We start from the raw sequence: 23,906 nt of genomic DNA, 5'->3' as shown, positions 1-23,906 counted from the left end.
TTAAGCTCAGGAGTGTTCAATGCTGCGCGTCATCGATACCGAAACTTGCGATCTTCAGGGCGGAATAGTGGAAGTGGCCTCTGTCGACGTGGTTGATGGAAAAATCGTCAACCCAATGAGCCATCTGGTGCGTCCCGATCGCCCCATCAGCCCTCAGGCGATGGCTATCCATCGCATTACCGAATCGATGGTGGCGGATAAACCGTGGATCGAAGACGTGATTCCCCACTATTACGGTAGCCCGTGGTACGTCGCGCATAACGCCAGCTTTGACCGCCGCGTGCTGCCGGAGATGCCCGGGGAATGGATTTGTACCATGAAGCTGGCGCGTCGCCTCTGGCCGGGGATCAAGTACAGTAACATGGCGCTGTACAAGTCCCGTAAGCTCAGCGTCCGCACGCCTGAGGGGCTGCATCATCACCGCGCCCTGTATGACTGCTATATCACCGCCGCGTTACTCATCGATATTATGAACACCTCCGGCTGGACGCCGGATGATATGGCGACCATTACCGGACGCCCCGCGCTGCTGACCACGTTTACCTTTGGTAAGTACCGGGGCAGAGCGGTGTCGGATATTGCCGATAAAGACCCGGGCTATTTGCGCTGGCTGTATAACAACCTCGACAAAATGAGCCCGGAACTGCGTCTGACGCTGAAACATTATCTGGGCGAAGCTTAACGCTCTGCACGGCCTGGCAGCGTCTCCTGCGCCAGGCCAATCAAAAAGGCATACTCCAGGGCCACCCCTTCATACGATTTAAACCGTCCCGATTTCCCGCCGTGTCCGGAATCCATATCGGTACAGAGCAACAACAGATTATCGTCGGTTTTCAGCTCCCGCAGTTTTGCCACCCATTTTGCCGGCTCCCAGTATTGCACCTGAGAGTCATGCAAACCGGTGGTCACCAGCATATGAGGGTAGGCTTTCGCCTCGACGTTATCGTACGGGCTGTACTCTTTCATATAGCGGTAGTAAATCTCATCCTGCGGATTACCCCACTCCTCAAACTCCCCGGTGGTAAGAGGAATGGATTCATCGAGCATGGTGGTGACCACATCAACAAACGGCACCTGCGCGACGATGCCTTTGAAGCGGTCGGGACGCTGGTTGATAACGGCCCCCATCAGCATGCCGCCCGCGCTGCCGCCCATGCCAAAGCAGAGCTGCGGATCGCCATAACCCTGTTCAATCAGCGCATCGCAGACGTCAAGGTAGTCATTAAAGGTGTTTTTCTTTTTGAGGAATTTCCCGTCTTCATACCAGTGCTGCCCCAGTTCGCCGCCGCCGCGAATATGGGCGATGGCGAAAACAAAGCCGCGATCGAGCAGGCTTAATCTGCTGCTGCTGAAATCGGCGTCCATGCTTGAGCCGTAGGAGCCGTAGCCGTAGACGAGGATCGGGTTTTTCCCTTTCTGAAAATGCGCTTTGTGATAGACGAGCGAGACGGGAACCTCCACGCCATCCCGGGCGGTGACCCACACGTGTTCGCTTCGGTAGTTTTCGGATTCGAACCCTTTGACCTCGGTCTGTTTAATCACCTGACGCTGCCCGGTGTCCATATCCAGTTCGAACAGGGTGTCCGGTGTGGTCATGGACGAGTAGCCGTAGCGCAGCCGAGAGGATTCCGGTTCCGGGTTGAATCCAATCCATGTCACATAGGCCGGGTCGTCAAACGCAATCCCCACCACTTCCCGGGTTTTACGGTTGATTTGCCGGATACTGGTCAGCCCCCGCTGGCGCTCTTCCACCACCAGCCAGTCGGTAAACAGGGTGAAACCTTCCAGCATCACCTGATCCCGCGCGGGGATCAGCACTTCCCACTTGCGCTCATCGCGCACTTTGGTTTTATAAAGACCAAAGTTTTTGCCCTCGCGATTCGAACGCACATAAAAACTGTGCTGGAAGTGATCCAGGCTGTACTCGTGGTCCTTGCGGCGCGGCAGAAAGCAGAGCGGCTGAGCATCAGGCAGTTCGGCATCCAGCAGCAGAACTTCGGATGTCGTCGCGCTGGCGAGGAAGATAATGACATAGTGGCGTGAGGAGGTTTTATGCAGGCTGACATAAAAGGTTTCGTCCTGCTCTTCATAGACCAGCTCGTCGTCCGCGGAGTCGGTCCCCACGGTGTGTCGCCAAACCTGGTAAGGCAGCAGCGTGGAGGCGTGTTTTTTGACGTAGTAAACCGTTTCGGAGTCATTTGCCCAGACAAAATCCGGGGAGACGTTTTCCAGCATTTCCGGATACCAGTTGCCGGTGTCGAGATTGCGAAAACGCAGGCCGTACTGGCGACGGGAGAGATAATCCTCCGCCAGCGCCATCACCGCGTTATCCGGTGAAATGGACATGCCGCCCAGGGTATAAAATTCGCTGTGGGCCGCGCGCTGGTTGGCGTCCAGCAGAATAACCCACTCGTCCCACTCGGCGCTCAGCACCGACTGACGCTGGTAGATGGGATACTCGTTGCCGGGCTCGTAGATATGGCGATAGCGGTAGCCGTTTTTGGTCCAGGGCGCGGAGATATCACGCTGAGGAATACGCTGTACCATTTCATTCAGCAGCTGGTCCTGAAGCGTCTGCTGGCTGGACATGACCTTGCGGCCATAGTCGTTTTCCTCGTGCAGGTAGTCGAGTACCTCTGGCCGGGAACGCGAATCGTCCCGTAGCCAGTAATAGTTGTCTATGCGCGTATCGCCATGCGTGGTGATTGCATATGGTATACGTCGGGCTTTCGGTGGCATGTCATCATTCTTTTTAGTTTTACACCCTATAAGGTTGGCAAAACCCACGCATGATGCAAGCGAAACCGTGACCCCGCCGCGACGTTATCCCTGTAACGCCTGTTTTTGCTCCCGGATATCCTGCTCAATGCCTTCGCGCACATCCTGGGGGATCTTCAGCGCGTCGCCAAGCGCGTTCAGGTAGCTGCGTTCCATAAAGTGATCGATATCGATAGCGGCACAGCTGAGGAAATAGAGTTCAAGCGCCTCTTCCTCATTTTTCACACTCTGCGCAAGACGCTGCGGGTCAAGCGGCTGTTCAATCGCCTGCGCCACCAGGGCTCTGCCCTTCTCTTCGACACCAGCTTCACGCAGTTGCTGCTCAATCGCCGATCGTTCTTTATCGTCGATGTGCCCGTCGCTTTTCGCGGCAAAGACCAGCGCAAGGATAAGCCGTTCGGTACGCAGATCCAGCGGCGAGGTGTGTTCACCATACTGCGGTTCATCCCTGTGCGCAGTGCGTACCCTGTCTTTGTATTTATTCCACAGAACGGTCCCCGCGATGGCCCCGCCACCGGCCAGCAGCGCGCCGGTGCCATACTTTGCCAACAGCTTGCGCGAGGACTTATTCGCCACCAGTAGGCCCGCCAGCCCGCCGAGTGCGCCCGGTACCAGCAGGTTACTGAGCCCCTGCTCGCCGGACGATGCCGTTTTCTGCCCTAACAGTGATTGCAATTGATTCAGCCAGCCTGACATGGTTTCCCTCACTTAACGGTGAACATGTTCCACAGCGTAAGCGAGCAGGCGTCAGGAAATGTCTGGCCGGACTAAAGAAGCGCAAATTTCTTCCTGCTGCACTGAGCCTTGCGCGAGACAGACGCAAACGTTTTCGTTTATACTGCCCGCAACTTTTTCAGGGGGATTGTTATGATTCGTTTAGGAACCGCGCTGCGGCCATCGGCGACGCGAGTGATGCTGTTGGGATCGGGCGAGCTGGGAAAAGAAGTCGCCATTGAGTGTCAACGTTTAGGCGTGGAAGTCATTGCCGTTGACCGCTACGCTGATGCACCCGCCATGCACGTCGCCCATCGTTCTTATGTGATTAACATGCTGGACGGCGATGCCCTTCGCGAACTGATTACGCGTGAAAAACCGGATTTTGTGGTGCCGGAAATTGAAGCCATCGCTACCGATACGCTGATCGCCCTTGAGCAGGAAGGCCAGCGCGTGGTGCCCTGTGCAAAAGCCGCAAAGCTGACCATGAACCGCGAAGGGATCCGTCGTCTGGCGGCGGAAGAGCTCGGGTTGCCTACGTCGGGCTACCGTTTTGCTGGTGATAAAGCCGCATTCTTGCGGGCCGTCGAGGAGATCGGCTACCCGTGCATCATTAAGCCGGTAATGAGCTCCTCCGGTAAAGGGCAGAGCTTTATCCGCGACAGCAGTATGCTTGACAAGGCGTGGGATTATGCCCAACAGGGTGGTCGCGCCGGAGCCGGTCGCGTGATCGTTGAAGGTGTGGTGAAGTTTGATTTCGAGATCACCCTGCTGACCGTCAGCGCCGTGGATGGCGTCCATTTCTGTGACCCGATTGGCCACCGTCAGGAAGATGGCGATTACCGTGAATCCTGGCAGCCGCAGCAGATGAGCCCCCTGGCGCTGGAACGCGCGCAGGCAATAGCTCGTAAGACCGTCCTGGCGCTGGGCGGCTATGGCCTGTTCGGCGTGGAGCTGTTTGTTTGCGGTGACGAAGTGATTTTCAGCGAAGTCTCCCCTCGCCCGCATGACACCGGCATGGTCACGCTCATCTCGCAGGACCTCTCCGAATTCGCCCTGCATGTGCGCGCCTTCCTCGGCCTGCCCGTCGGCGGTATCCGTCAGTACGGCCCGGCCGCCTCGGCGGTGATCCTGCCGCAATTGACCAGCCAGAACGTTACCTTTGATAACGTCGACGCGGCGGTGGGCGCAGGTCTGCAGGTGCGCTTGTTCGGCAAGCCGGAGATCGACGGCTCCCGTCGTCTTGGCGTGGCATTAGCCACCGGGGAGAACGTGGACGACGCCGTGACGAGAGCGAAAGCGGCCGCCGCAGGCGTTAAGGTAGCAGGATAAAAAAACGGGCCCCGGGGCCCGTTTTTCATGCGGCGTATAACTTACTGCTTCGCGCCTTCAACCGCTTCACGAGCCAGTCGGGTAATGCGGTCCCAGTCGCCAGCTTCCAGTGCATCCGCCGGCACCAGCCATGAGCCACCGATGCACAGCACGCTTTTCAGCGCCAGGTAGTCACGGTAGTTGGCCGGAGAGATACCGCCCGTCGGGCAGAAACGCACCTGGGAGAATGGGCCCGCAATGGCCTGCAGCGCTTTGGTGCCGCCGTTGGCTTCTGCCGGGAAGAATTTGAACTCTTTCAGACCGTAGTCCATGCCCAGCATCAGTTCAGATACGGTGCTGATACCCGGGATCAGGGGAATCGTGCCTTCGGTGGCGGCTTTCAGCAGCGACTCGGTCAGACCCGGGCTGATGGCGAACTGTGCACCCGCTTCGGTCACTTCAGCCAGCTGTTTTGCGTTCGTCACGGTACCCGCACCAATGATGGCGTCCGGTACTTCTTTAGCGATAGCGCGAATGGCATCCATCGCGCAGGCGGTACGCAGGGTCACTTCCAGAACGCGAACGCCGCCCGCAACCAGCGCTTTCGCCATCGGTACCGCGTGCTCCAGCTTGTTTACCACGATAACCGGCACGACAGGGCCAGTGGTCAGGATTGCTTCTGCACTTGTTTTCCAGTTTTTCATCAGAGTCTTCTCTCGCCAGATCGTTAAAATCAAGTCGTCTTAAAACGTAATACAGGTTGCGCCCTGCTCAGCACCGGAGAGTTTCTCACGCAGCGCACCAAACATTTCGCGCCCTGTCCCCACGCGCGAGGCGCTCAGGTCAGGAATATGGGGGTTACGTGCCGCCAGCTCTGCGTCATCGACCAGCAGGGTTAACTCGCCTGTCTGTCCGTTTACGCGGATCATGTCGCCGTCACGCACTTTCGCCAGCAACCCGCCGTCATAAGCTTCCGGCGTCACGTGGATGGCGGAAGGCACTTTACCGGATGCGCCTGAGAGGCGTCCATCGGTCACCAGTGCAATTTTGAAACGGCGGTCCAATAATACACCAAGTGGTGGCATAAGTTTATGTAATTCTGGCATCCCGTTGGCTTTCGGCCCCTGATGACGCACCACCACCACGCAATCTTTGTCGAGAAGCCCGGCGTCAAAGGCAGGTAATACGTCATGCTGGCTTTCGAACACCACCGCCGGCGCTTCGATAACCTGATTCTCTTCCGGTACGGCAGAGGTTTTCATCACCGCGCGCCCAAGGTTACCGCTCAGCACTTTGGTGCCACCGTGAGGAGAGAACGGTTTGTCGATGGTGGCAATCACCTGTGGGTCAAGGGAGGCGCTCGCGCCATCACGCCAGTCCAGCTCGCCGTTGTTCAGCCACGGCTCCTGGGTGTAGCGCTTCAGGCCGAAGCCCGCCACGGTGTTCACATCTTCATGCAGCAGACCGCCCTTCAGCAGCTCGCGCATCAGCAGCGGTACGCCGCCTGCGGCCTGGAAGTGGTTAATGTCCGCCGGACCGTTCGGGTACAGGCGCGCCATCAGCGGCACCACGGATGAGATCTCGGAGAAGTCATCCCAGTTAATCAGAATACCCGCCGCACGCGCCATGGCCACCAGGTGCATGGTGTGGTTAGTTGACCCCCCCGTTGCCAGCAGCGCGACGATACCGTTAACGATGACTTTTTCATCAACCATTTTGCCCATCGGCATCCATTCGTTGCCGTTTCCGGTCAGACGCGTGACCTGACGGGCCGCAGCCTCGGTCAGCGCTTTGCGCAACGGGGCATCCGGCTGGATAAAGGACGAGCCCGGAAGCTGCATCCCCATAAACTCCACCACCATCTGGTTCGTGTTCGCGGTACCGTAGAACGTACAGGTGCCCGGCGCATGGTAAGACGCGGCTTCCGCCTCCAGCAGCGCCTGGCGATCGGCTTTACCTTCGGCATACAGCTGGCGGATACGGACTTTTTCTTTGTTTGGCAGACCGCTTGCCATCGGGCCGGATGGCACAAAGATCGCTGGCAGATGACCAAACGACAGCGCAGCCATGACCAGACCCGGAACAATCTTGTCGCATACGCCGAGATACAGCGCGCCGTCAAACATATTGTGTGACAGCCCCACCGCCGCAGACATCGCAATCACTTCACGGCTCAGCAGCGACAGCTCCATACCGTCCTGCCCCTGCGTCACGCCATCGCACATGGCAGGCACCCCGCCCGCTACCTGACCAACGGCATTCACGCTGTGCAGCGCTTTACGGATGATGTCGGGATAGACCTCATAAGGCTGGTGCGCGGAAAGCATGTCGTTATAGGAGGTGATGATGGCGATATTGTTACGCAACATGCTTTTCAGCGACGCTTTATCTTCAGGCTGGCAGGCGGCGAAGCCGTGTGCCAGGTTACCGCAGGCCAACTGCGAGCGGTGGACGGTGTTGCTCTTTGCCTGTTCAATCCGGGCGAGGTAGGCCGAACGGGTCTCTTTCGAGCGCTCGATAATGCGTTGTGTTACGCGTAACAATGTCGGATTCATAAAAGCTCCTCTCATTTATCTGTCCGGGCTCGGGAGTTTACAAAGTCGCTGGCAGTTGTTAACAACGCTGAAACGCTTGCTGTCCGGAGCTCAGGGGCAAAATCACTTCCGGCAGTGTAATAAAAAAAGCTCCGCGGGTGAATCCACACGGAGCTTAAAAGTCAAAAATTATGCCACGAGCTGTGTTAGATCATGTTACCGGTAAAATAACACTTTCGGGCTAGCGGATTATCTTACTCAAACTCGTTCCAGGAGCGACCATCGCGGGTGATCATCGCCACCGACGCAACAGGTCCCCAGGTGCCTGCCTGATACGGTTTTGGCGCATCCTGATCGGCAGCCCAGGCTTCGGTAATGGAGTCGACCCATTTCCATGCCTCTTCCACTTCATCGCGACGCACGAACAGCGCCTGGATACCGCGCATGGTTTCCAGCAGCAGACGCTCGTAAGCATCCGCCAGGTGCGTCTGGTTGAAGGTTTCGGAGTAGCTCAGGTCCAGCTTGGTGGTCTGCAGGTTGTGTTTATGATCCAGGCCCGGCACTTTGTTCAGGATCTGGATATCAACCCCTTCGTCCGGCTGCAGACGAATGGTCAGCTTGTTCTGCGGCAGCTCCTGCCAGGACTCTTTGAACAGGTTCAGTTCCGGGTTTTTAAAGTAGACCACCACTTCGGAGCACTTGGCTGGCAGACGTTTACCGGTGCGCAGGTAGAACGGTACCCCCGCCCAGCGCCAGTCGTCGATGTCCACGCGGATCGCCACAAACGTCTCGGTGTTGCTGGACTTGTTCGCGCCCTCTTCTTCCAGGTAGCCCGGCACTTTTTTGCCTTGCGCAAACCCGGCAGTGTACTGACCACGCACGGTCTTCTCACGCACGTTGGAACGGTCGATGCGGCGCAGTGACTTCAGCACTTTCACTTTCGCGTCACGGATGCTGTCCGCCGTCAGATCGGACGGTGGCGACATGGCAATCATGCACAGGATTTGCAGCAGGTGGTTCTGGATCATGTCGCGCATCTGGCCGGCCTGGTCAAAGTAACCCCAGCGGCCTTCAATGCCCACCTCTTCCGCCACGGTGATTTCCACGTGGTCGATGGTGCGGTTGTCCCAGTTATTCACAAACAGGGAGTTAGCGAAACGCAGCGCCAGCAGGTTCAGAACCGTCTCTTTACCGAGGTAGTGGTCAATACGGTAAACCTGGCACTCTTCAAAGAACTCGCCCACCTGGTCGTTGATTTCACGCGAGGTGGCCAGCGACGTACCCAACGGTTTTTCCATCACGACGCGAGCCGGCTTGGCGTTCAGTTTGGCTTCGCCCAGCCCTTTGCAAATGGCGCCGAAGGTGCTTGGCGGCATGGCGAAATAGTTAATGGTGACACGGTTTTTCTGATCCAGCATCGCGCCTAAACGGCTAAACGCGCTGACGTCATTCACGTCCAGATTGCAGAAATCGAGACGGCCACTCAGGGTATCCCACAAACTTTCATCAATTTTTTCTTTCATGAAAGTTTCGAGCGCCTCGCGGACAACTTTGGTGTAAGCGTCCTTGTCCCAGTCGGCGCGCCCAACACCCAGGATACGGGTATCCGGATGAATTTGGCCCGCTTTCTCCAGTTGATACAGGGAAGGCAGCAATTTTCGGCGTGCAAGATCGCCTTTCGCGCCGAAAATGACCAGGTCACATGCCTGGGCTGTTTGCGTTACCGCCATGTCATTCTCCTCAGTTGGATCACCTGGTACTTCCGCCAGGTATCGTTGTAATTTTATTACAATGCACTGTACTGCTTTTACGTCATTCCCGAAACCATTAGCGCTTATCGTCGCGTGCGATACCGCGATTTTTTACCCTTCAGACGATTACGATGGCGTAATGACGCAACAACCGTCGATTCTTTGCGCAACAGGGCCGCAGCAAAACCCGACACCGATCAAGTTATGAAAAAAAACAACAACATTATCTTGTCGATTGTTACCCTTTCTGGAAGTCACAGGGGTAATATCGGCTAAATCGAATTACGATTTCATCAATTTATGAAATCGTTTACACCCATGAGCGTCCTGTTAACATGAACATGCTGGAAAAAATCCAGTTTCAACTGGAACACCTTAGCAAATCCGAGCGTAAAGTGGCCGAGGTCATTCTGGCCTCTCCCGCGCAGGCGATCCATTCAAGCATCGCCGCTCTGGCACAGGAAGCGGGTGTGAGCGAACCGACGGTCAATCGCTTTTGCCGCAGCCTGGAAACACGCGGCTTCCCTGATTTTAAACTGCATCTGGCACAAAGTCTGGCTAATGGCACCCCCTATGTTAATCGCAATGTGGATGAAGACGACAGTGTTGATGCCTATACCGCGAAAATATTTGAATCAGCCATGGCCTCGCTTGACCACGTCCGCCAGTCTCTGGATATGAGCGCCGTGAATCGCGCGGTGGATCTCCTTACCCAGGCCAAGCGGATTGCGTTCTTTGGTCTCGGGTCGTCGGCGGCCGTAGCGCATGACGCCATGAACAAATTTTTCCGCTTTAACGTCCCGGTGATTTATTCCGATGACATTGTGCTGCAACGCATGAGCTGTATGAATTGCAGTGAAGATGACGTCGTGGTACTGATTTCGCATACCGGCCGCACCAAGAGTCAGGTCGAGCTGGCGCAGCTGGCCCGTGAAAACGATGCCATGGTTATCGCGCTTACCACGGCGGGCACGCCGCTGGCCCGTGAGGCGACGCTGGCGATCACGCTCGACGTACCGGAAGACACCGATATTTATATGCCGATGGTCTCCCGCCTGGCGCAGCTCACGGTGATCGACGTGCTGGCGACCGGTTTTACCTTACGTCGGGGGGCAAAATTCCGGGATAACTTGAAGCGGGTCAAGGAAGCGCTTAAGGAATCGCGTTTTGATAAAGAATTGCTTATAAAGAGCGATGTTCGATAGTTGATAACGAAGACGTAACGAATAATTACGATGTAACGATTTACGGCATTCGGTCCACTCGCTGCTGCCTTGCGGCAGATGAAGGCCGATTCAATGTTCACGCAACACCAAAGTTGTTTCAGTCAACGGAGTATTACATGTCCAGAAGGCTTCGCAGAACCAAGATCGTAACCACCTTAGGCCCGGCCACCGATCGTGATAATAATCTCGAGAAAATTATCGCCGCTGGCGCCAACGTGGTGCGTATGAACTTCTCTCACGGTACGCCAGAAGACCATAAATTACGTGCCGATAAAGTGCGTGAAATCGCAGCAAAACTGGGCCGCCACGTCGCTATCCTTGGCGATTTGCAGGGTCCTAAGATTCGTGTTTCAACCTTTAAAGAGGGGAAAGTTTTCCTCAATATTGGTGATAAGTTCCTGCTTGATGCCAACCTGGGCAAAGGCGAAGGCGATAAAGAGAAAGTCGGTATCGACTATAAAGGCCTGCCAGCGGACGTGGTACCGGGCGATATCCTGCTGCTCGACGACGGTCGCGTACAGCTGAAGGTGCTGGAAGTTCAGGGCATGAAGGTGTTCACCGAAGTCACCGTCGGCGGCCCGCTCTCCAACAATAAGGGCATCAACAAACTGGGCGGTGGTCTCTCTGCGGAAGCGCTGACCGACAAAGACAAAGCGGACATCGTGACCGCGGCGCTGATTGGCGTTGACTACCTGGCGGTCTCCTTCCCGCGCTGCGGCGAAGACCTGAACTATGCGCGTCGTCTGGCACGTGATGCAGGTTGTGATGCCAAAATCGTTGCGAAAGTTGAGCGTGCGGAAGCCGTTTGCGATCAGGATGCCATGGACGACGTGATCCTCGCGTCTGACGTGGTGATGGTTGCGCGTGGCGACCTGGGTGTGGAAATCGGTGACCCTGAGCTGGTCGGGATCCAGAAAGCGCTGATCCGTCGCGCACGTCAGCTGAACCGCGCGGTGATCACCGCCACTCAGATGATGGAATCCATGATCACCAATCCGATGCCAACCCGTGCGGAAGTCATGGACGTGGCCAACGCCGTGCTGGACGGTACCGATGCGGTGATGCTCTCAGCGGAAACCGCTGCGGGTCAGTACCCTGCAGAGACCGTGGCCGCCATGGCGCGCGTCTGCCTGGGCGCTGAAAAGATCCCGAGCATCAACGTCTCTAAACACCGTCTGGACGTGCAGTTCGACAACGTGGAAGAAGCGATTGCCATGTCCGCCATGTATGCCGCGAACCACCTTAAAGGCGTAACGGCGATCATCACCATGACCGAATCCGGCCGTACCGCGCTGATGACCTCGCGTATCAGCTCCGGTCTGCCGATCTTCGCCATGTCTCGTCACGAACGTACGCTGAACCTGACGGCGCTGTACCGCGGTGTGACGCCGGTACACTTCGACAGCACCAATGACGGCGTGGCCGCGGCGCACGATGCCGTAAACCTGCTGCGCGACAAAGGCTATCTGGTCTCAGGTGATATCGTTATCGTGACCCAGGGTGATGTGATGAGCACTATCGGCTCAACCAACACCACGCGCGTACTCACAGTCGAATAATAACGGAAATGTGCGATCCCCTCTCCCCTGTGGGGAGAGGGACAGGGTGAGGGGTGTTTTTTATTTCGTTGGATACAGCTCTTTGCGTTTATACGGCTCTTTTTCACCCGGCTTACGCGTTTTGAGCAACTTCAGGATCCACGTGTACTGCTCAGCATGCGGTCCCACCAGAATCTCCACCTCTTCATTCATGCGACGGGCGATGGTGCGATCGTCCGCGGTGAGTAGATCGTCCATCGGCGGACGCACCTCAATGCTCAGGCGATGGGTGTTGCCATCGTAGGTCGGGAAAAGCGGGATCACGCGGGCGCGGCACACTTTCATCAGGCGGCCAATCGCGGGCAGGGTCGCCTTATAGGTTCCGAAGAAATCCACAAACTCACTGTGCTCCGGGCCGTGGTCCTGATCCGGCAAATAGTAGCCCCAGTATCCCTGACGCACAGACTGAATAAACGGTTTAATACCGTCGTTTCGTGCATGCAGGCGGCCACCAAAACGACGACGTACGGTATTCCAGACGTAATCGAAGATCTTGTTGCCCTGGTTGTGGAACATTGCCGCCATCTTCTGACCCTGAGAGGCCATCAGCATGGCAGGAATATCCACGCCCCAGCCGTGCGGAACGAGAAAGATGACTTTCTCCTCGTTGCGTCGCATCTCATCGATAATCTCCAGCCCTTTCCAGTCAACGCGCTCCATGACTTTCTCCGGCCCTTTCAGCGCCAGCTCTGCCATCATCGCCATTGCCTGCGGGGCGGTGGTATACATCGCGTCAATAATGGCCTCGCGCTCGGCGTCGCTCTTTTCCGGGAAGCAGTAATAAAGGTTAATTTGCGCGCGGCGACGGGCGCTTTTGCCTAAGCGTCCGGCCAGTCGGCCTATTTTGCCCAGCACAGGATCGCGAACGGAGGCCGGCAGCATCGCGATGCCCGCAAAGGCGTAAACGCCAAGCCAGGCGCCCCAGTTGCGCGGATGACGAAAGGATTTTTCAAACTCAGGAATGTATTCAATATTGTTTTTTTGGGTTTCCATGCTGGATCCAGGGTCTGATGACGCAAAATTTAATGCAGATAGTGTAGCGAGGCAGTCACCCACGCACAAAAGAAAAAGCCGGCGCATACTGACGCCGGCTTTTTTAACAAAAACAGGGAGCTTAGTTTAAGCTCAGCTGCGGCACCACCTCTTTTACCTGCGCCAGGTAATCAGTACGATCTTTACCCGTCAGGCCTTCGGTGCGCGGCAGTTTCGCCGTCAGCGGGTTCACCGCTTGCTGGTTGATCCACACTTCATAGTGCAGGTGCGGGCCGGTGGAACGTCCGGTATTGCCGGAGATGGCGATACGGTCGCCACGCTTCACTTTCTGGCCCGGTTTGACCAGCAGCTTACGCAGGTGCATATAGCGAGTGGTATATGTACGGCCATGACGCACCGCGACATAATAACCGGCTGCACCGCTACGTTTAGCGACCACCACTTCACCATCCCCTACCGCCAGTACCGGCGTGCCCTGCGGCATAGCGAAGTCAACGCCACGGTGCGGCGCGACGCGTCCGGTGACCGGGTTCAGGCGACGCGGGTTAAAGTTAGAGGAGACGCGGAACTGTTTGGCTGTCGGGAAGCGCAGGAAACCTTTCGCAAGTCCCGTACCGGTGCGGTCATAGAACTTACCATCTTCGGCACGGATCGCGTAGTAATCTTTGCCCTCGGAGCGCAGACGTACCCCCAGCAGCTGGCTTTGTTCGCGCTTGCCATCCAGCATTTCGCGGGACATCAGGACGGAAAACTCATCGCCCTTCTTCAGTTTGCGGAAATCCATCTGCCACTGCATGGCTTTAATCACCGAACTGATTTCAGCGCTGGTCAATCCTGCATCGCGCGCGCTGGAGACAAAGCTCGCGCCCACGGTACCTTTCAGTACGCTGTTAACCCAGTCGCCTTTCTGCATTTCGCTGGTCATCTTGAAACCGTTTGCAGTGCGATCGTAGGTGCGGGTTTCACGGCGGGACATTTCCCAGGTCAGGCGTTGCAAATCCCCGTCCGCGGTTAATGTCCAGGAGAGCTGTTGCCCGATTTTCAGGTTGCGAAGATCTTTATCAGCAGCCGCCAGCTGGCTGATATTGCCCATGTCGATGCCGTACTGGTTCAGCACGCTGCTGAGCGTGTCCCCGGTTGAAACAACGTATTCGTGGATACCCGCTTCGTTTTCGGTTTTATCGTCCAGCTCATCCTGCGGGATGGCTTCATCTTCCTGGGCCGCCTGGTCAATCGGTTCACTGGCTTCAGGCAGCAAAGAACGGATTTCGCTCTTCTCAAGCTCTATGGTTTTGATGATAGGGGCAGAACTCGGGTGGTAAACATAGGGCCGCCAGACGGCGACCGCTAAGGTGAGAACTGTAAGCGACCCCAGCATAACGCGGTGGGGTCGGGGCAGATTGTTAAATGCCAGAGCGACAGAGCGGGCTATCTGTTGCACGTATTCACTTCCTCGTTAATCTCCTTTCAGGCAGCTCGCATACTGGTTCGCCAGTTGGCTGAGGAACTGCGAATAGCTCGCTTTGCTCAACTGGATATTCGTTCCTAGCGGGTCAAGGGTCCCCATGCGCACGGATGTCCCCCTGGCCACGGCTTCTACGACCGCTGGCCTGAACTGTGGCTCAGCAAAAACGCATGTTGCTTTTTGCTCAACCAGCTGTGTTCTGATTTCATGTAAACGCTGCGCACCAGGCTGAATTTCAGGGTTGACGGTGAAATGACCCAGCGGGGTCAGGCCGTAGTGTTTCTCGTAATAGCCGTAGGCGTCATGAAAAACGAAATACCCTTTTCCTTTCAGCGGTGCGAGCTCATTACCTACCTGCTTATCGGTTGCGGCTAATTGTGCCTCAAAATCCTTCAGGTTGGCGTCAAGTTTGGCTCGACTTTGCGGCATAAGTTCCACTAATTTGTCATGGATTGCAACCGCCGAAAGCCGCGCTATCTCTGGGGAAAGCCAAAGATGCATGTTGTACTCGCCGTGATGGTGATCCTCATCACCTTTTTCACTGTCAGCATGATGATGGTCATGTTCGTCACCGTCGTCATCCGCGCCTTTCATGAGCAGCGGTTTCACTCCGGGGAGTGCGGCAATCGCGACCTGTTTTTCGCCCGCGATCTGTTTTGCCGACTTCTGCATAAACGCTTCCATTTCTGGTCCAATCCAGACCACTAAGTCTGCGTTTTGTAAGCGTTTTACATCCGAAGGGCGCAGGGAATAGTCATGCTCAGATGCCCCATCCGGGAGCAAAACCTCAGTCTGTGTCACCCCATCAGCAATGGCCGACGCGATGAACCCGAGCGGTTTAAGCGAAGCGACAACGGCAGCGTTAACATCTTGTGCGGTTGTACCCCAAAGGGCAGCGGATAATGCTGCGAAAAGAAGCGTATTTTTATGTAACATAATGCGACTAATCATCGTAGTGAATGCGTGAAATGTGATATTATAACATTCGTTGACTTCTTCAAGCTTAAAATGACATGACGACATTGGTTTCTCTTGAAAATATTTCGGTCTCATTTGGTCAGCGCCGCGTCCTCTCTGACGTGTCGCTGGATCTGAAGCCCGGTAAAATTCTAACGCTGCTCGGCCCCAATGGCGCAGGTAAATCGACCCTGGTGCGCGTGGTGCTGGGTCTGGTCGTCCCCGATGAAGGCGTGATCGCGCGCGAGGAAAAATTGCGAATCGGCTATGTGCCGCAAAAACTTCACCTCGATGCCACGCTGCCCCTGACGGTCAGCCGTTTCCTGCGTTTGCGTCCCGGCACGCGGAAAGCGGATATTCTCCCGGCACTGAAACGCGTGCAGGCGGGTCATCTTATCGATGCGCCGCTGCAAAAACTCTCCGGCGGCGAAACGCAACGTGTTTTACTTGCCCGCGCGCTGTTGAGCAGCCCACAGCTGCTGGTTCTGGATGAGCCCACCCAGGGGGTGGATGTTAACGGCCAGGTCGCGCTGTACGACCTCATCGACCAGCTGCGGCGGGAACTGAACTGCGCGGTGCTGATGGTCTCCCACGATTTACATCTGGTGATGGCGAAAACCGATGAAGTGCTGTGCCTCAACCATCATATCTGCTGTTCCGGCACGCCTGAAGTGGTGTCAATGCATCCGGAATTTATCTCCATGTTCGGCCCTCGCGGCGCTGAACAGCTGGGCATTTATCGCCATCATCATAATCATCGCCATGATTTACAGGGACGAATCGTTCTGCGTCGGGGAAATGGACACTCATGATTGAATTATTACTGCCCGGCTGGCTGGCCGGGATTATGCTTGCCTGCGCCGCGGGGCCGCTGGGCTCGTTTGTGGTGTGGCGCAGAATGTCCTATTTCGGTGATACCCTGGCGCATGCATCTCTGTTGGGCGTTGCCTTTGGCCTGCTGCTGGATGTAAATCCCTTCTATGCGGTGATTGTCGTCACGCTGCTGCTCGCGGCCGGTCTGGTCTGGCTGGAAAAACGTCCTCACCTTGCCATCGACACGCTGCTGGGCATCATGGCGCACAGCGCCCTGTCCCTGGGTCTGGTGGTGGTCAGTCTGATGTCGAATATTCGTGTCGATCTGATGGCCTACCTGTTCGGCGACCTGCTGGCCGTGACGCCGGAGGATCTGATCGCTATCGCCATTGGCGTGATCGTGGTCCTGGGGATTTTGCTCTGGCAGTGGCGTAATCTGCTGGCGATGACCGTCAGCCCCGATCTGGCGTTTGTCGACGGCGTGAAGCTGCAGCGTGTAAAACTGCTGCTGATGCTGGTGACAGCGTTAACCATAGGCGTGGCGATGAAGTTCGTTGGTGCGCTGATTATCACCTCACTGCTGATTATTCCGGCCGCCACGGCGCGTCGTTTTGCGCGTACGCCGGAACAGATGGCCGGCGTGGCGGTTATCGCCGGCATGATTGCCGTGACGGGGGGATTAACCTTCTCCGCATTCTATGACACGCCTGCGGGGCCGTCCGTGGTGCTGAGCGCGGCGGTGTTGTTTATTTTCAGTATGATGAAAAAAAACGCGCAGTAGTCAGCATGTCCCCGGTGGCGCTTCGCTTACCGGGGCTACAAAACCCTTACCCACTCAGGGCATTGCCGGCGGCGTAATGCCGAAATGATTCCACGCCCGCACCGTCGCCATACGTCCACGCGGGGTGCGCTGCAGGAACCCCTGCTGGATGAGATACGGCTCAAGCACATCTTCGATCGTTTCGCGCTCTTCACCGATCGCCGCCGCCAGGTTATCCAGCCCGACCGGACCGCCAAAGAACTTGTCCAGCACCGCCAGCAGCAGCTTGCGGTCCATATAGTCAAAACCTTCAGCATCAACGTTCAGCATATCCAGCGCCTGCGCGGCAATCTCGGCTGAAATCGTGCCATCATGCTTTACTTCAGCAAAGTCGCGCACGCGGCGCAGCAGACGATTAGCGATACGCGGCGTGCCGCGGGAGCGCTTCGCCACTTCAAACGCCCCTTCTTCGCTCATATCCAGCCCCATGTAGCGCGCGCTGCGTCCCACAATATGCTGCAGGTCCGGCACCTGATAAAACTCCAGGCGCTGCACGATACCAAAGCGGTCACGCAGTGGAGAGGTTAACGACCCGGCACGGGTGGTGGCACCAATCAGGGTAAACGGCGGGAGGTCGATTTTGATGGAGCGCGCAGCCGGCCCTTCACCGATCATGATATCCAGCTGGTAATCTTCCATCGCCGGATAGAGCACCTCTTCCACCACCGGTGACAGGCGGTGGATCTCATCAATAAACAGTACATCATGCGGTTCGAGGTTGGTCAGCATCGCCGCCAGATCGCCCGCCTTCTCCAGCACCGGGCCGGAGGTGGTGCGCAGATTGACGCCCATCTCATTGGCGACGATATTCGCCAGCGTGGTTTTCCCCAACCCCGGAGGACCAAAGATCAGCAGGTGATCGAGCGCATCGCCGCGCAGTTTTGCCGCCTGGATGAAAATTTCCATCTGGGAACGGACCTGCGGCTGGCCGATATACTCATCAAGCAGTTTCGGGCGGATCGCGCGATCCACCACATCTTCTGCCTGAAGGGTGCCTGCCGATACCAGGCGATCTGCTTCAATCATCCTTTACCTCACAATGCAGCGCGCAGCGCTTCACGAATCAGGGTTTCACTGCTGGCATCCGGTTTGGCAATTTTGCTCACCATACGGCTGGCCTCCTGAGGTTTATAGCCCAGCGCCACCAGCGCAGCAACCGCTTCCTGCTCGGCGTCATCATCCGTCGCTGGCGCGCCAGGAGACGTCAGTACCAGATCGGCCGCCGGGGTGAAGAGATCGCCATGCAGTCCTTTAAAGCGGTCTTTCATCTCGACAATCAGGCGCTCGGCGGTTTTTTTGCCGATGCCAGGAAGTTTAATCAGCGCCGCAGGATCTTCACGCTCAACGGCATTCACAAACTGCTGGGCTGACATGCCGGATAGAATTGCCAGCGCCAGTTTCGGCCCCACCCCATTGGTTTTAATCAACTCGCGGAACAGGGTACGCTCCTGTTTGTTATTGAAACCGTACAGCAGTTGCGCATCTTCACGCACCACAAACTGGGTAAAGACAATCGCCTCTTTGCCCGCGTCCGGCAGCTCGTAGAAACAGGTCATCGGCATATGGACTTCATAGCCCACGCCACCCACTTCCAGCAGCACTAACGGGGGTTGTTTTTCAATGATGATGCCTCTGAGTCTGCCTATCACGTGACGCTCCTGCGTTCTGGAAGAAATTAACTGCCGACATAATAAAAAAAGGCTGGATAAACATCCAGCCTGATTTGTCATTATCGTAACCTGCCTCGCGCCAGATTGAGCCGCGACTCGCTCATTTGCATCGCGTTCTGGCTGACGTGGCAGTGGGTAATCGCGATAGCCAGCGCATCCGCGGCATCGGCCTGCGGGTTCGCGGGAAGCTTCAGCAAGGTCCGCACCATGTGCTGTACCTGGCTTTTCTCCGCGCTACCAATCCCCACCACCGTCTGCTTGACCTGTCTTGCCGCGTATTCGAATACCGGCAAATCCTGGTTCACCGCCGCCACAATGGCCACCCCCCGCGCCTGACCGAGCTTTAACGCCGAATCGGCGTTTTTCGCCATAAAGACCTGCTCGATGGCGAAATAATCTGGCTGAAACTGGGTGATGATCTCCGTTACGCCTGCATAGATAAGCTTCAGGCGTGACGGCAGATCGTCCACTTTGGTGCGAATACACCCGCTGCCAAGGTAGGTTAGCTGGCGTCCAACCTGACGGATGACGCCATAACCGGTGACGCGTGAGCCAGGGTCAATCCCGAGGATAATCGACATCACGCGTCTCCTGTAACGGATTTACACGCTCTCATCAGAGAGTCGCTGCAACCTCATCAGAGATTTCACCGTTGTGATACACTTCCTGCACGTCGTCGCAGTCTTCCAGCATGTCGATCAGACGCAGCAGTTTCGGCGCGGTTTCCGCATCCATGTCTGCTTTGGTGGAAGGGATCATGGAGACTTCCGCGTTGTCCGCTTTCAGACCCGCCGCTTCCAGCGCATCACGCACGGCACCCATCTCTTCCCACGCGGTGTAAACATCGATTGCGCCATCATCGTAGGTCACGACGTCTTCCGCGCCGGCTTCCAGCGCCGCTTCCATGATCACATCTTCGTCGCCTTTCTCGAAGGAGATGACGCCTTTTTTGCTGAACAGGTAGGCCACGGAACCGTCAGTCCCCAGGTTACCACCGCATTTGCTGAAAGCATGACGCACTTCTGCAACGGTACGGTTACGGTTGTCAGACAGACATTCAACCATCACCGCGGTACCGCCAGGGCCGTAACCTTCATAAATGATGGTTTCCATGTTCGCGTCTTCATCACCGCCCACGCCACGTGCGATAGCACGGTTCAGGGTGTCACGCGTCATGTTGTTAGACAGCGCCTTATCCACCGCTGCGCGCAGACGCGGGTTAGAAGCCGGATCGCCGCCGCCCAGACGCGCTGCAGTCACCAGCTCGCGAATAATTTTAGTAAAGATCTTACCGCGCTTGGCATCCTGTGCCGCTTTGCGGTGTTTGGTGTTGGCCCACTTACTATGACCTGCCATAAAAAGTTCTCCAAAAATCGCGCCTTCTCAGGCTGCGTTAATTACAAATTCTTCAATCGCCTGCCGGTTGCTCCACGACTTGGTCAGTGCGGCGGCATCCGCCGCATTCACCCAGCGGTAGGTCAGGTGTTCGGTAAACACGATCTCCCTCTCATGGGGAAGCGCGAGACAGAACCACGACTCCGTATTGCGCTCGGTACCCGGCGCGTAGCGATGACGTAAATGGCTAAAAATTTCAAACTCCACCGTACGCTGACAGTCCTTCAGGGTCAGTTGCTCGCGGGCAACATCAATGGCGACCTCTTCCTTTACTTCGCGCGCGGCGGCCTGCAACGCGGTTTCCCCCTCTTCCAGACTGCCGGTAACCGACTGCCAGAAATCAGGGTCATCGCGCCGCTGCAACATCAGCACCCGCTTCGTGTCTTCTGCATAGATGACCACCAGGACCGAAACGGGAAGCTTATATGTCATATCAGTTTTTCTCTTCCTTCTTCACCACGTCAATGCCCAGCTCAGCCAGCGCGGCCGGGTTGGCAAAGCTTGGCGCTTCGGTCATCAGACACGCTGCTGCGGTGGTTTTCGGGAAGGCAATAACATCACGGATGTTATCGGTGCCGGTCAGCAGCATGGTCAGACGGTCAAGACCGAAGGCCAGACCTGCATGCGGAGGCGTACCGTATTTCAGCGCGTCCAGCAGGAAGCCGAATTTCTCGCGCTGCTCCTGCTCGTTGATGCCCAGGATACCGAACACGGTCTGCTGCATTTCACCGCTGTGAATACGCACGGAACCGCCGCCCACTTCGTAGCCGTTGATGACCATATCGTAGGCGTTGGCGACCGCATCTTCCGGTGCCGCTTTCAGCTCTGCAGCCGTCATGTCTTTCGGCGAGGTGAACGGATGGTGCATCGCGGTCAGACCGCCTTCGCCGTCATCTTCGAACATTGGGAAGTCAATCACCCACAGCGGCGCCCATTTGGACTCGTCGGTCAGGTTCAGATCTTTACCCAGCTTCAGACGCAGCGCGCCCATCGCATCCGCAACGATTTTCTTGTTATCTGCGCCGAAGAAGATCATATCGCCGTCCTGCGCGCCGGTGCGCTCAAGGATCGCTTCCACGATCTCCGCGTTCAGGAATTTCGCGACCGGGCTGGTGATCCCTTCCAGACCTTTCGCGCGCTCGGTGACTTTAATATAAGCCAGACCTTTCGCGCCGTAGATCTTGATGAAGTTGCCGTAGTCGTCAATCTGCTTACGGCTCAGTGCCGCACCGCCCGGTACGCGCAGCGCAGCGACACGGCCTTTGGCGTCGTTAGCCGGGCCGGCAAAGACCGCAAACTCCACGGATTTCACCAGGTCCGCCACGTCCACCAGCTCCATCGGGTTACGCAGGTCCGGTTTATCAGAGCCGTAGCGACGCTCGGCTTCGGCGAAAGTCATGATCGGGAAGTCGCCCAGCTCAACGCCTTTCACGTCGTTCCACAGGCTACGCACCAGGGCTTCCATTACTTCACGCACCTGTTCGGCGGTCATGAAGGAGGTTTCAACATCGATCTGGGTAAATTCTGGCTGGCGGTCAGCACGCAGGTCTTCGTCACGGAAGCATTTCACGATCTGATAATAGCGATCGAAGCCGGACATCATCAGCAGCTGTTTGAACAGCTGTGGAGACTGTGGCAGCGCGTAGAATTTGCCTTTATGAACGCGGGATGGCACCAGGTAATCGCGCGCGCCTTCCGGCGTGGCTTTGGTCAGCATCGGGGTTTCGATGTCGAGGAAACCGTGGTCATCCATAAAACGGCGCACCAGGCTGGTGATTTTCGCACGCGTTTTCAGGCGCTGAGCCATTTCCGGGCGACGCAGATCCAGGTAGCGGTATTTCAGACGCGCTTCTTCAGTGTTGACGTGGTTGGAGTCCAGCGGCAGCGCTTCAGCACGGTTGATGATCGTCAGATCGGACGCCAGCACTTCAATGGCACCGGTCGCCATGTCCGAATTGACGTTTTTCTCGTCACGCGCACGCACGGTGCCGGTGACCTGAATGCAGAACTCATTACGCAGCTCAGAAGCCAGCTTCAACGCGTCCGCACGATCCGGATCGAAGAACACCTGAACGATACCTTCGCGGTCGCGCATATCGATGAAGATAAGGCTACCAAGATCACGACGACGGTTGACCCAACCACACAGGGTTACCTGCTGTCCGACGTGGGACTGACGCAGCTGCCCGCAATATTCTGTACGCATGAGATATCCCTTAATTAGCCGCAGGCTAAATGTCGCCTGGTGTGCAGGCTACTATGTCGCAGCTTTCTGTATGTCACAACTGGATGAAAAAAGGCGGCTATTATACTGGAAATTCCGCCGGACGATAAGAGCGAACCACGGCCAGACGGTCGTTTGCTGCACGCTTATTGTCTATTCTCACAAAAATTAACAAAATTATCCGACCGATAACAGGCCATCGCGTCGTATGGTGTCTGGAAGTGGTTAATTTAACGGGAGTAACGATGTTAACATTTGATGCCAGCAAAACCGCGCTTGTGGTGATTGATTTACAGGAAGGCATACTGCCCTTTGCCGGTGGCCCGCACAGCGCGGACGACGTGGTAAGCCGCGCCGCTCGCCTGGCGGAAAAATGTCGCGCCAGCGGTGCCCCGGTGGTTCTGGTCCGTGTCGGCTGGTCAGCCGATTGCGCCGAAGCGTTAAAACAGCCCGTTGACGCACAGGCTCCTGCGCGTGCCCTGCCGGAAAACTGGTGGACGTACCCGATCTCACTCGGCAAACGCGACAGCGACATTGAAGTGACTAAACGTCAGTGGGGCGCATTTTACGGCACCGATCTCGAGCTACAGCTGCGCCGTCGCGGCATCGACACCATTATCCTGTGCGGCATTTCCACCAACATCGGCGTGGAATCTACCGCCCGTAACGCATGGGAGCTGGGCTTTAATCTGGTGATTGCCGAAGATGCCTGCAGCGCAGCCACCGCGGAACAGCACCAGGGCAGCATGACCCATATCTTCCCGCGCATTGGCCGCGTGCGCAGCACAGATGAGATTTTACACGCGCTATGATGTATGTGGGTTTGCCCCAGTGGTCGCACCCGAAATGGGTGCGACTTGGCATCACCAGCCTTGAGGAGTATGCCCGACACTTCAACTGTGTCGAGGGTAACACCACCCTGTATGCGCTCCCCAAAGCAGAGGTTGTTACGCGCTGGCGGGAACAAACGACGGATGACTTCCGCTTCTGCTTCAAGTTTCCGGCCACCATTTCCCACCAGGCCGCGCTGCGCAACTGCGGAGAGTTAACCGAAGAATTTTTTACGCGCATGTCGCCGCTGGCGAACCGCATTGGTCAGTACTGGCTCCAGCTTCCCGCCACCTTTGCCCCGCGCGATCTGCCTGCGCTCTGGCAGTTCCTGGATGCCCTGCCTCGTGACTTCACCTACGGCGTTGAAGTCCGACACCCGCAATTCTTTGCGAAGGGCGAAGCGGAAAAAGCCCTCAATCGCGGCCTGCTTGAGCGTTCCGTTAACCGGGTGATCCTCGACAGCCGCCCCGTCCACAGCGCCATCCCGCACAGTGAAGCGATTGTGGATGCCCAGCGCAAAAAACCGAAAGTGCCGGTTCACGCCATTGTGACCGCGCAGAACCCGATGGTCAGGTTTATCGGCAGCGATAATATGCAGCAAAACCAGGCGATGTTCGCCGTCTGGCTGCAGACATTAGCGAAGTGGGAACAGACCACCACACCGTATCTCTTTTTGCACACGCCGGATATCGCCCAGGCACCCGAACTGGTCGATGCTCTGTGGCAGGCCTTGCAGGCTGCGGTCCCGGCCGTAGGAAGCGCCCCTTCCATTCCACAACAATCTTCTCTTTTCTGATATCACCCCCTATCATAGGGAGGTGCCATC

Annotated in this window: 22 protein-coding genes; 8 read left to right on the top strand and 14 right to left on the bottom strand. The window is 56.6% G+C overall.

Annotated elements, in window-relative coordinates; translation table 11 throughout:
- The first annotated feature begins 19 nt into the window (after nt 1-19).
- Nucleotides 20-682 carry an exodeoxyribonuclease X gene (exoX, locus tag GM298_RS03555; RefSeq protein ID WP_025756911.1) on the top strand — a complete coding sequence of 221 codons (663 nt, stop codon included), beginning with the start codon at nt 20-22 and terminating at the stop codon, nt 680-682.
- Here the strand turns inward: exoX and ptrB are convergent.
- The gene (ptrB, locus tag GM298_RS03550; protein WP_266153602.1) at nt 679-2,739 is read right to left on the bottom strand and encodes an oligopeptidase B; all 2,061 of its coding nucleotides are present in this window, start codon (nt 2,737-2,739) and stop codon (nt 679-681) included. The two genes, exoX and ptrB, sit on opposite strands and share 4 nt — an antisense overlap.
- 84 nt (nt 2,740-2,823) lie before the next feature.
- Nucleotides 2,824-3,474, bottom strand: a complete 651-nt coding sequence (locus GM298_RS03545; protein ID WP_059386792.1) for a tellurite resistance TerB family protein — start codon at nt 3,472-3,474, stop codon at nt 2,824-2,826.
- 171 nt (nt 3,475-3,645) lie between these two features.
- On the opposite strand from GM298_RS03545, the gene purT reads away from it, so the two are divergent.
- Nucleotides 3,646-4,824 carry a formate-dependent phosphoribosylglycinamide formyltransferase gene (gene purT, locus GM298_RS03540; protein WP_266153600.1) on the top strand — a complete coding sequence of 393 codons (1,179 nt, stop codon included), beginning with the start codon at nt 3,646-3,648 and terminating at the stop codon, nt 4,822-4,824.
- Nucleotides 4,825-4,865: 41 nt separating this feature from the next.
- Here the strand turns inward: purT and GM298_RS03535 are convergent, their stop codons facing one another.
- From GM298_RS03535 to zwf, 3 genes are all read right to left on the bottom strand, one after another.
- Nucleotides 4,866-5,507: a bifunctional 4-hydroxy-2-oxoglutarate aldolase/2-dehydro-3-deoxy-phosphogluconate aldolase gene (locus GM298_RS03535; protein WP_025756915.1), complete on the bottom strand. Its 642-nt coding sequence runs from the start codon at nt 5,505-5,507 to the stop codon at nt 4,866-4,868.
- 39 nt (nt 5,508-5,546) lie between these two features.
- Nucleotides 5,547-7,358, bottom strand: a complete 1,812-nt coding sequence (gene edd / locus GM298_RS03530; protein ID WP_045286373.1) for a phosphogluconate dehydratase — start codon at nt 7,356-7,358, stop codon at nt 5,547-5,549.
- Nucleotides 7,359-7,591: 233 nt separating this feature from the next.
- Nucleotides 7,592-9,067 carry a glucose-6-phosphate dehydrogenase gene (gene zwf / locus GM298_RS03525; RefSeq protein ID WP_025756917.1) on the bottom strand — a complete coding sequence of 492 codons (1,476 nt, stop codon included), beginning with the start codon at nt 9,065-9,067 and terminating at the stop codon, nt 7,592-7,594.
- A gap of 356 nt (nt 9,068-9,423) precedes the next feature.
- Between zwf and GM298_RS03520 the strand changes: the two genes are divergently transcribed.
- Nucleotides 9,424-10,293, top strand: a complete 870-nt coding sequence (locus GM298_RS03520) for a MurR/RpiR family transcriptional regulator (protein ID WP_025756918.1) — start codon at nt 9,424-9,426, stop codon at nt 10,291-10,293.
- A gap of 137 nt (nt 10,294-10,430) precedes the next feature.
- The gene (gene pyk / locus GM298_RS03515) at nt 10,431-11,873 is read left to right on the top strand and encodes a pyruvate kinase (RefSeq protein WP_020883399.1); all 1,443 of its coding nucleotides are present in this window, start codon (nt 10,431-10,433) and stop codon (nt 11,871-11,873) included.
- 60 nt (nt 11,874-11,933) lie between these two features.
- On the opposite strand, the gene lpxM is transcribed toward pyk, so the two are convergent.
- The 3 genes from lpxM to znuA form a co-directional block, all read right to left on the bottom strand.
- Complete coding sequence (gene lpxM, locus GM298_RS03510) at nt 11,934-12,905, bottom strand: lauroyl-Kdo(2)-lipid IV(A) myristoyltransferase (protein ID WP_045286372.1); 972 nt, start codon at nt 12,903-12,905, stop codon at nt 11,934-11,936.
- Nucleotides 12,906-13,026: 121 nt separating this feature from the next.
- Nucleotides 13,027-14,346, bottom strand: coding sequence for a murein DD-endopeptidase MepM (gene mepM / locus GM298_RS03505; RefSeq protein WP_025756921.1), 1,320 nt, complete (start codon nt 14,344-14,346; stop codon nt 13,027-13,029).
- A 15-nt stretch (nt 14,347-14,361) separates the two neighbouring features.
- Nucleotides 14,362-15,306, bottom strand: coding sequence for a zinc ABC transporter substrate-binding protein ZnuA (gene znuA / locus GM298_RS03500; protein WP_045286388.1), 945 nt, complete (start codon nt 15,304-15,306; stop codon nt 14,362-14,364).
- A gap of 77 nt (nt 15,307-15,383) precedes the next feature.
- Here znuA and znuC point away from each other — a divergent pair, with 77 nt between their 5' ends.
- Together znuC and znuB are read left to right on the top strand one after the other, a co-directional pair.
- Entirely contained in the window at nt 15,384-16,139 is a 756-nt protein-coding gene (gene znuC / locus GM298_RS03495; protein ID WP_047958960.1) for a zinc ABC transporter ATP-binding protein ZnuC, read from the top strand.
- On the top strand, nt 16,136-16,921 hold the full coding sequence (gene znuB, locus GM298_RS03490) for a zinc ABC transporter permease subunit ZnuB (protein WP_266153599.1): 786 nt from the start codon (nt 16,136-16,138) through the stop codon (nt 16,919-16,921). The genes znuC and znuB overlap by 4 nt, the downstream gene beginning before the upstream one ends.
- A gap of 54 nt (nt 16,922-16,975) precedes the next feature.
- Here the strand turns inward: znuB and ruvB are convergent, their stop codons facing one another.
- The 6 genes from ruvB to aspS all read right to left on the bottom strand — a co-directional run bounded on the left by ruvB (nt 16,976) and on the right by aspS (nt 22,231).
- A complete protein-coding gene (ruvB, locus tag GM298_RS03485; protein WP_025756924.1) occupies nt 16,976-17,986 on the bottom strand; it encodes a Holliday junction branch migration DNA helicase RuvB in 1,011 nt (336 codons plus the stop codon).
- Nucleotides 17,987-17,994: 8 nt separating this feature from the next.
- Nucleotides 17,995-18,609, bottom strand: a complete 615-nt coding sequence (ruvA, locus tag GM298_RS03480) for a Holliday junction branch migration protein RuvA (protein WP_025756925.1) — start codon at nt 18,607-18,609, stop codon at nt 17,995-17,997.
- Between the two features lie 80 nt (nt 18,610-18,689).
- Nucleotides 18,690-19,211, bottom strand: coding sequence for a crossover junction endodeoxyribonuclease RuvC (ruvC, locus tag GM298_RS03475; protein WP_014832404.1), 522 nt, complete (start codon nt 19,209-19,211; stop codon nt 18,690-18,692).
- 34 nt (nt 19,212-19,245) lie between these two features.
- Nucleotides 19,246-19,986 carry a YebC/PmpR family DNA-binding transcriptional regulator gene (locus GM298_RS03470; RefSeq protein ID WP_045286369.1) on the bottom strand — a complete coding sequence of 247 codons (741 nt, stop codon included), beginning with the start codon at nt 19,984-19,986 and terminating at the stop codon, nt 19,246-19,248.
- A gap of 27 nt (nt 19,987-20,013) precedes the next feature.
- Entirely contained in the window at nt 20,014-20,457 is a 444-nt protein-coding gene (gene nudB / locus GM298_RS03465) for a dihydroneopterin triphosphate diphosphatase (protein ID WP_025756926.1), read from the bottom strand.
- A gap of 1 nt (nt 20,458) precedes the next feature.
- Nucleotides 20,459-22,231 (bottom strand): aspartate--tRNA ligase, encoded by a 1,773-nt coding sequence (aspS, locus tag GM298_RS03460; RefSeq protein ID WP_266153598.1) that lies wholly within the window; start codon nt 22,229-22,231, stop codon nt 20,459-20,461.
- A 263-nt stretch (nt 22,232-22,494) separates the two neighbouring features.
- On the opposite strand from aspS, the gene GM298_RS03455 reads away from it, so the two are divergent.
- Together GM298_RS03455 and GM298_RS03450 are read left to right on the top strand one after the other, a co-directional pair.
- Entirely contained in the window at nt 22,495-23,061 is a 567-nt protein-coding gene (locus tag GM298_RS03455; protein WP_266153597.1) for a hydrolase, read from the top strand.
- Entirely contained in the window at nt 23,058-23,876 is an 819-nt protein-coding gene (locus GM298_RS03450; protein ID WP_266153596.1) for a DUF72 domain-containing protein, read from the top strand. Before GM298_RS03455 ends, GM298_RS03450 begins: the two co-directional genes overlap by 4 nt.
- Nucleotides 23,877-23,906: the final 30 nt, after the last annotated feature.

Origin of the sequence: Enterobacter sp. HSTU-ASh6, from assembly GCF_026319105.1 — a bacterium.
Classification (GTDB): domain Bacteria; phylum Pseudomonadota; class Gammaproteobacteria; order Enterobacterales; family Enterobacteriaceae; genus Enterobacter; species Enterobacter sichuanensis.
The sequence above is the reverse complement of the archived record's forward strand: the minus strand, read 5'-3'. Positions and strand labels throughout refer to the sequence as shown.

Coding starts and splice junctions, on each gene's coding strand:
- exoX (WP_025756911.1), top strand. CDS start 20: ATGCTGCGCGTCATCGATACCGAAACTTGCGATCTTCAGGGCGGAATA.
- ptrB (WP_266153602.1), bottom strand. CDS start 2,739: ATGCCACCGAAAGCCCGACGTATACCATATGCAATCACCACGCATGGC.
- GM298_RS03545 (WP_059386792.1), bottom strand. CDS start 3,474: ATGTCAGGCTGGCTGAATCAATTGCAATCACTGTTAGGGCAGAAAACG.
- purT (WP_266153600.1), top strand. CDS start 3,646: ATGATTCGTTTAGGAACCGCGCTGCGGCCATCGGCGACGCGAGTGATG.
- GM298_RS03535 (WP_025756915.1), bottom strand. CDS start 5,507: ATGAAAAACTGGAAAACAAGTGCAGAAGCAATCCTGACCACTGGCCCT.
- edd (WP_045286373.1), bottom strand. CDS start 7,358: ATGAATCCGACATTGTTACGCGTAACACAACGCATTATCGAGCGCTCG.
- zwf (WP_025756917.1), bottom strand. CDS start 9,067: ATGGCGGTAACGCAAACAGCCCAGGCATGTGACCTGGTCATTTTCGGC.
- GM298_RS03520 (WP_025756918.1), top strand. CDS start 9,424: ATGAACATGCTGGAAAAAATCCAGTTTCAACTGGAACACCTTAGCAAA.
- pyk (WP_020883399.1), top strand. CDS start 10,431: ATGTCCAGAAGGCTTCGCAGAACCAAGATCGTAACCACCTTAGGCCCG.
- lpxM (WP_045286372.1), bottom strand. CDS start 12,905: ATGGAAACCCAAAAAAACAATATTGAATACATTCCTGAGTTTGAAAAA.
- znuA (WP_045286388.1), bottom strand. CDS start 15,306: ATGTTACATAAAAATACGCTTCTTTTCGCAGCATTATCCGCTGCCCTT.
- znuC (WP_047958960.1), top strand. CDS start 15,384: ATGACGACATTGGTTTCTCTTGAAAATATTTCGGTCTCATTTGGTCAG.
- znuB (WP_266153599.1), top strand. CDS start 16,136: ATGATTGAATTATTACTGCCCGGCTGGCTGGCCGGGATTATGCTTGCC.
- ruvB (WP_025756924.1), bottom strand. CDS start 17,986: ATGATTGAAGCAGATCGCCTGGTATCGGCAGGCACCCTTCAGGCAGAA.
- ruvC (WP_014832404.1), bottom strand. CDS start 19,211: ATGTCGATTATCCTCGGGATTGACCCTGGCTCACGCGTCACCGGTTAT.
- GM298_RS03470 (WP_045286369.1), bottom strand. CDS start 19,986: ATGGCAGGTCATAGTAAGTGGGCCAACACCAAACACCGCAAAGCGGCA.
- nudB (WP_025756926.1), bottom strand. CDS start 20,457: ATGACATATAAGCTTCCCGTTTCGGTCCTGGTGGTCATCTATGCAGAA.
- aspS (WP_266153598.1), bottom strand. CDS start 22,231: ATGCGTACAGAATATTGCGGGCAGCTGCGTCAGTCCCACGTCGGACAG.
- GM298_RS03455 (WP_266153597.1), top strand. CDS start 22,495: ATGTTAACATTTGATGCCAGCAAAACCGCGCTTGTGGTGATTGATTTA.
- GM298_RS03450 (WP_266153596.1), top strand. CDS start 23,058: ATGATGTATGTGGGTTTGCCCCAGTGGTCGCACCCGAAATGGGTGCGA.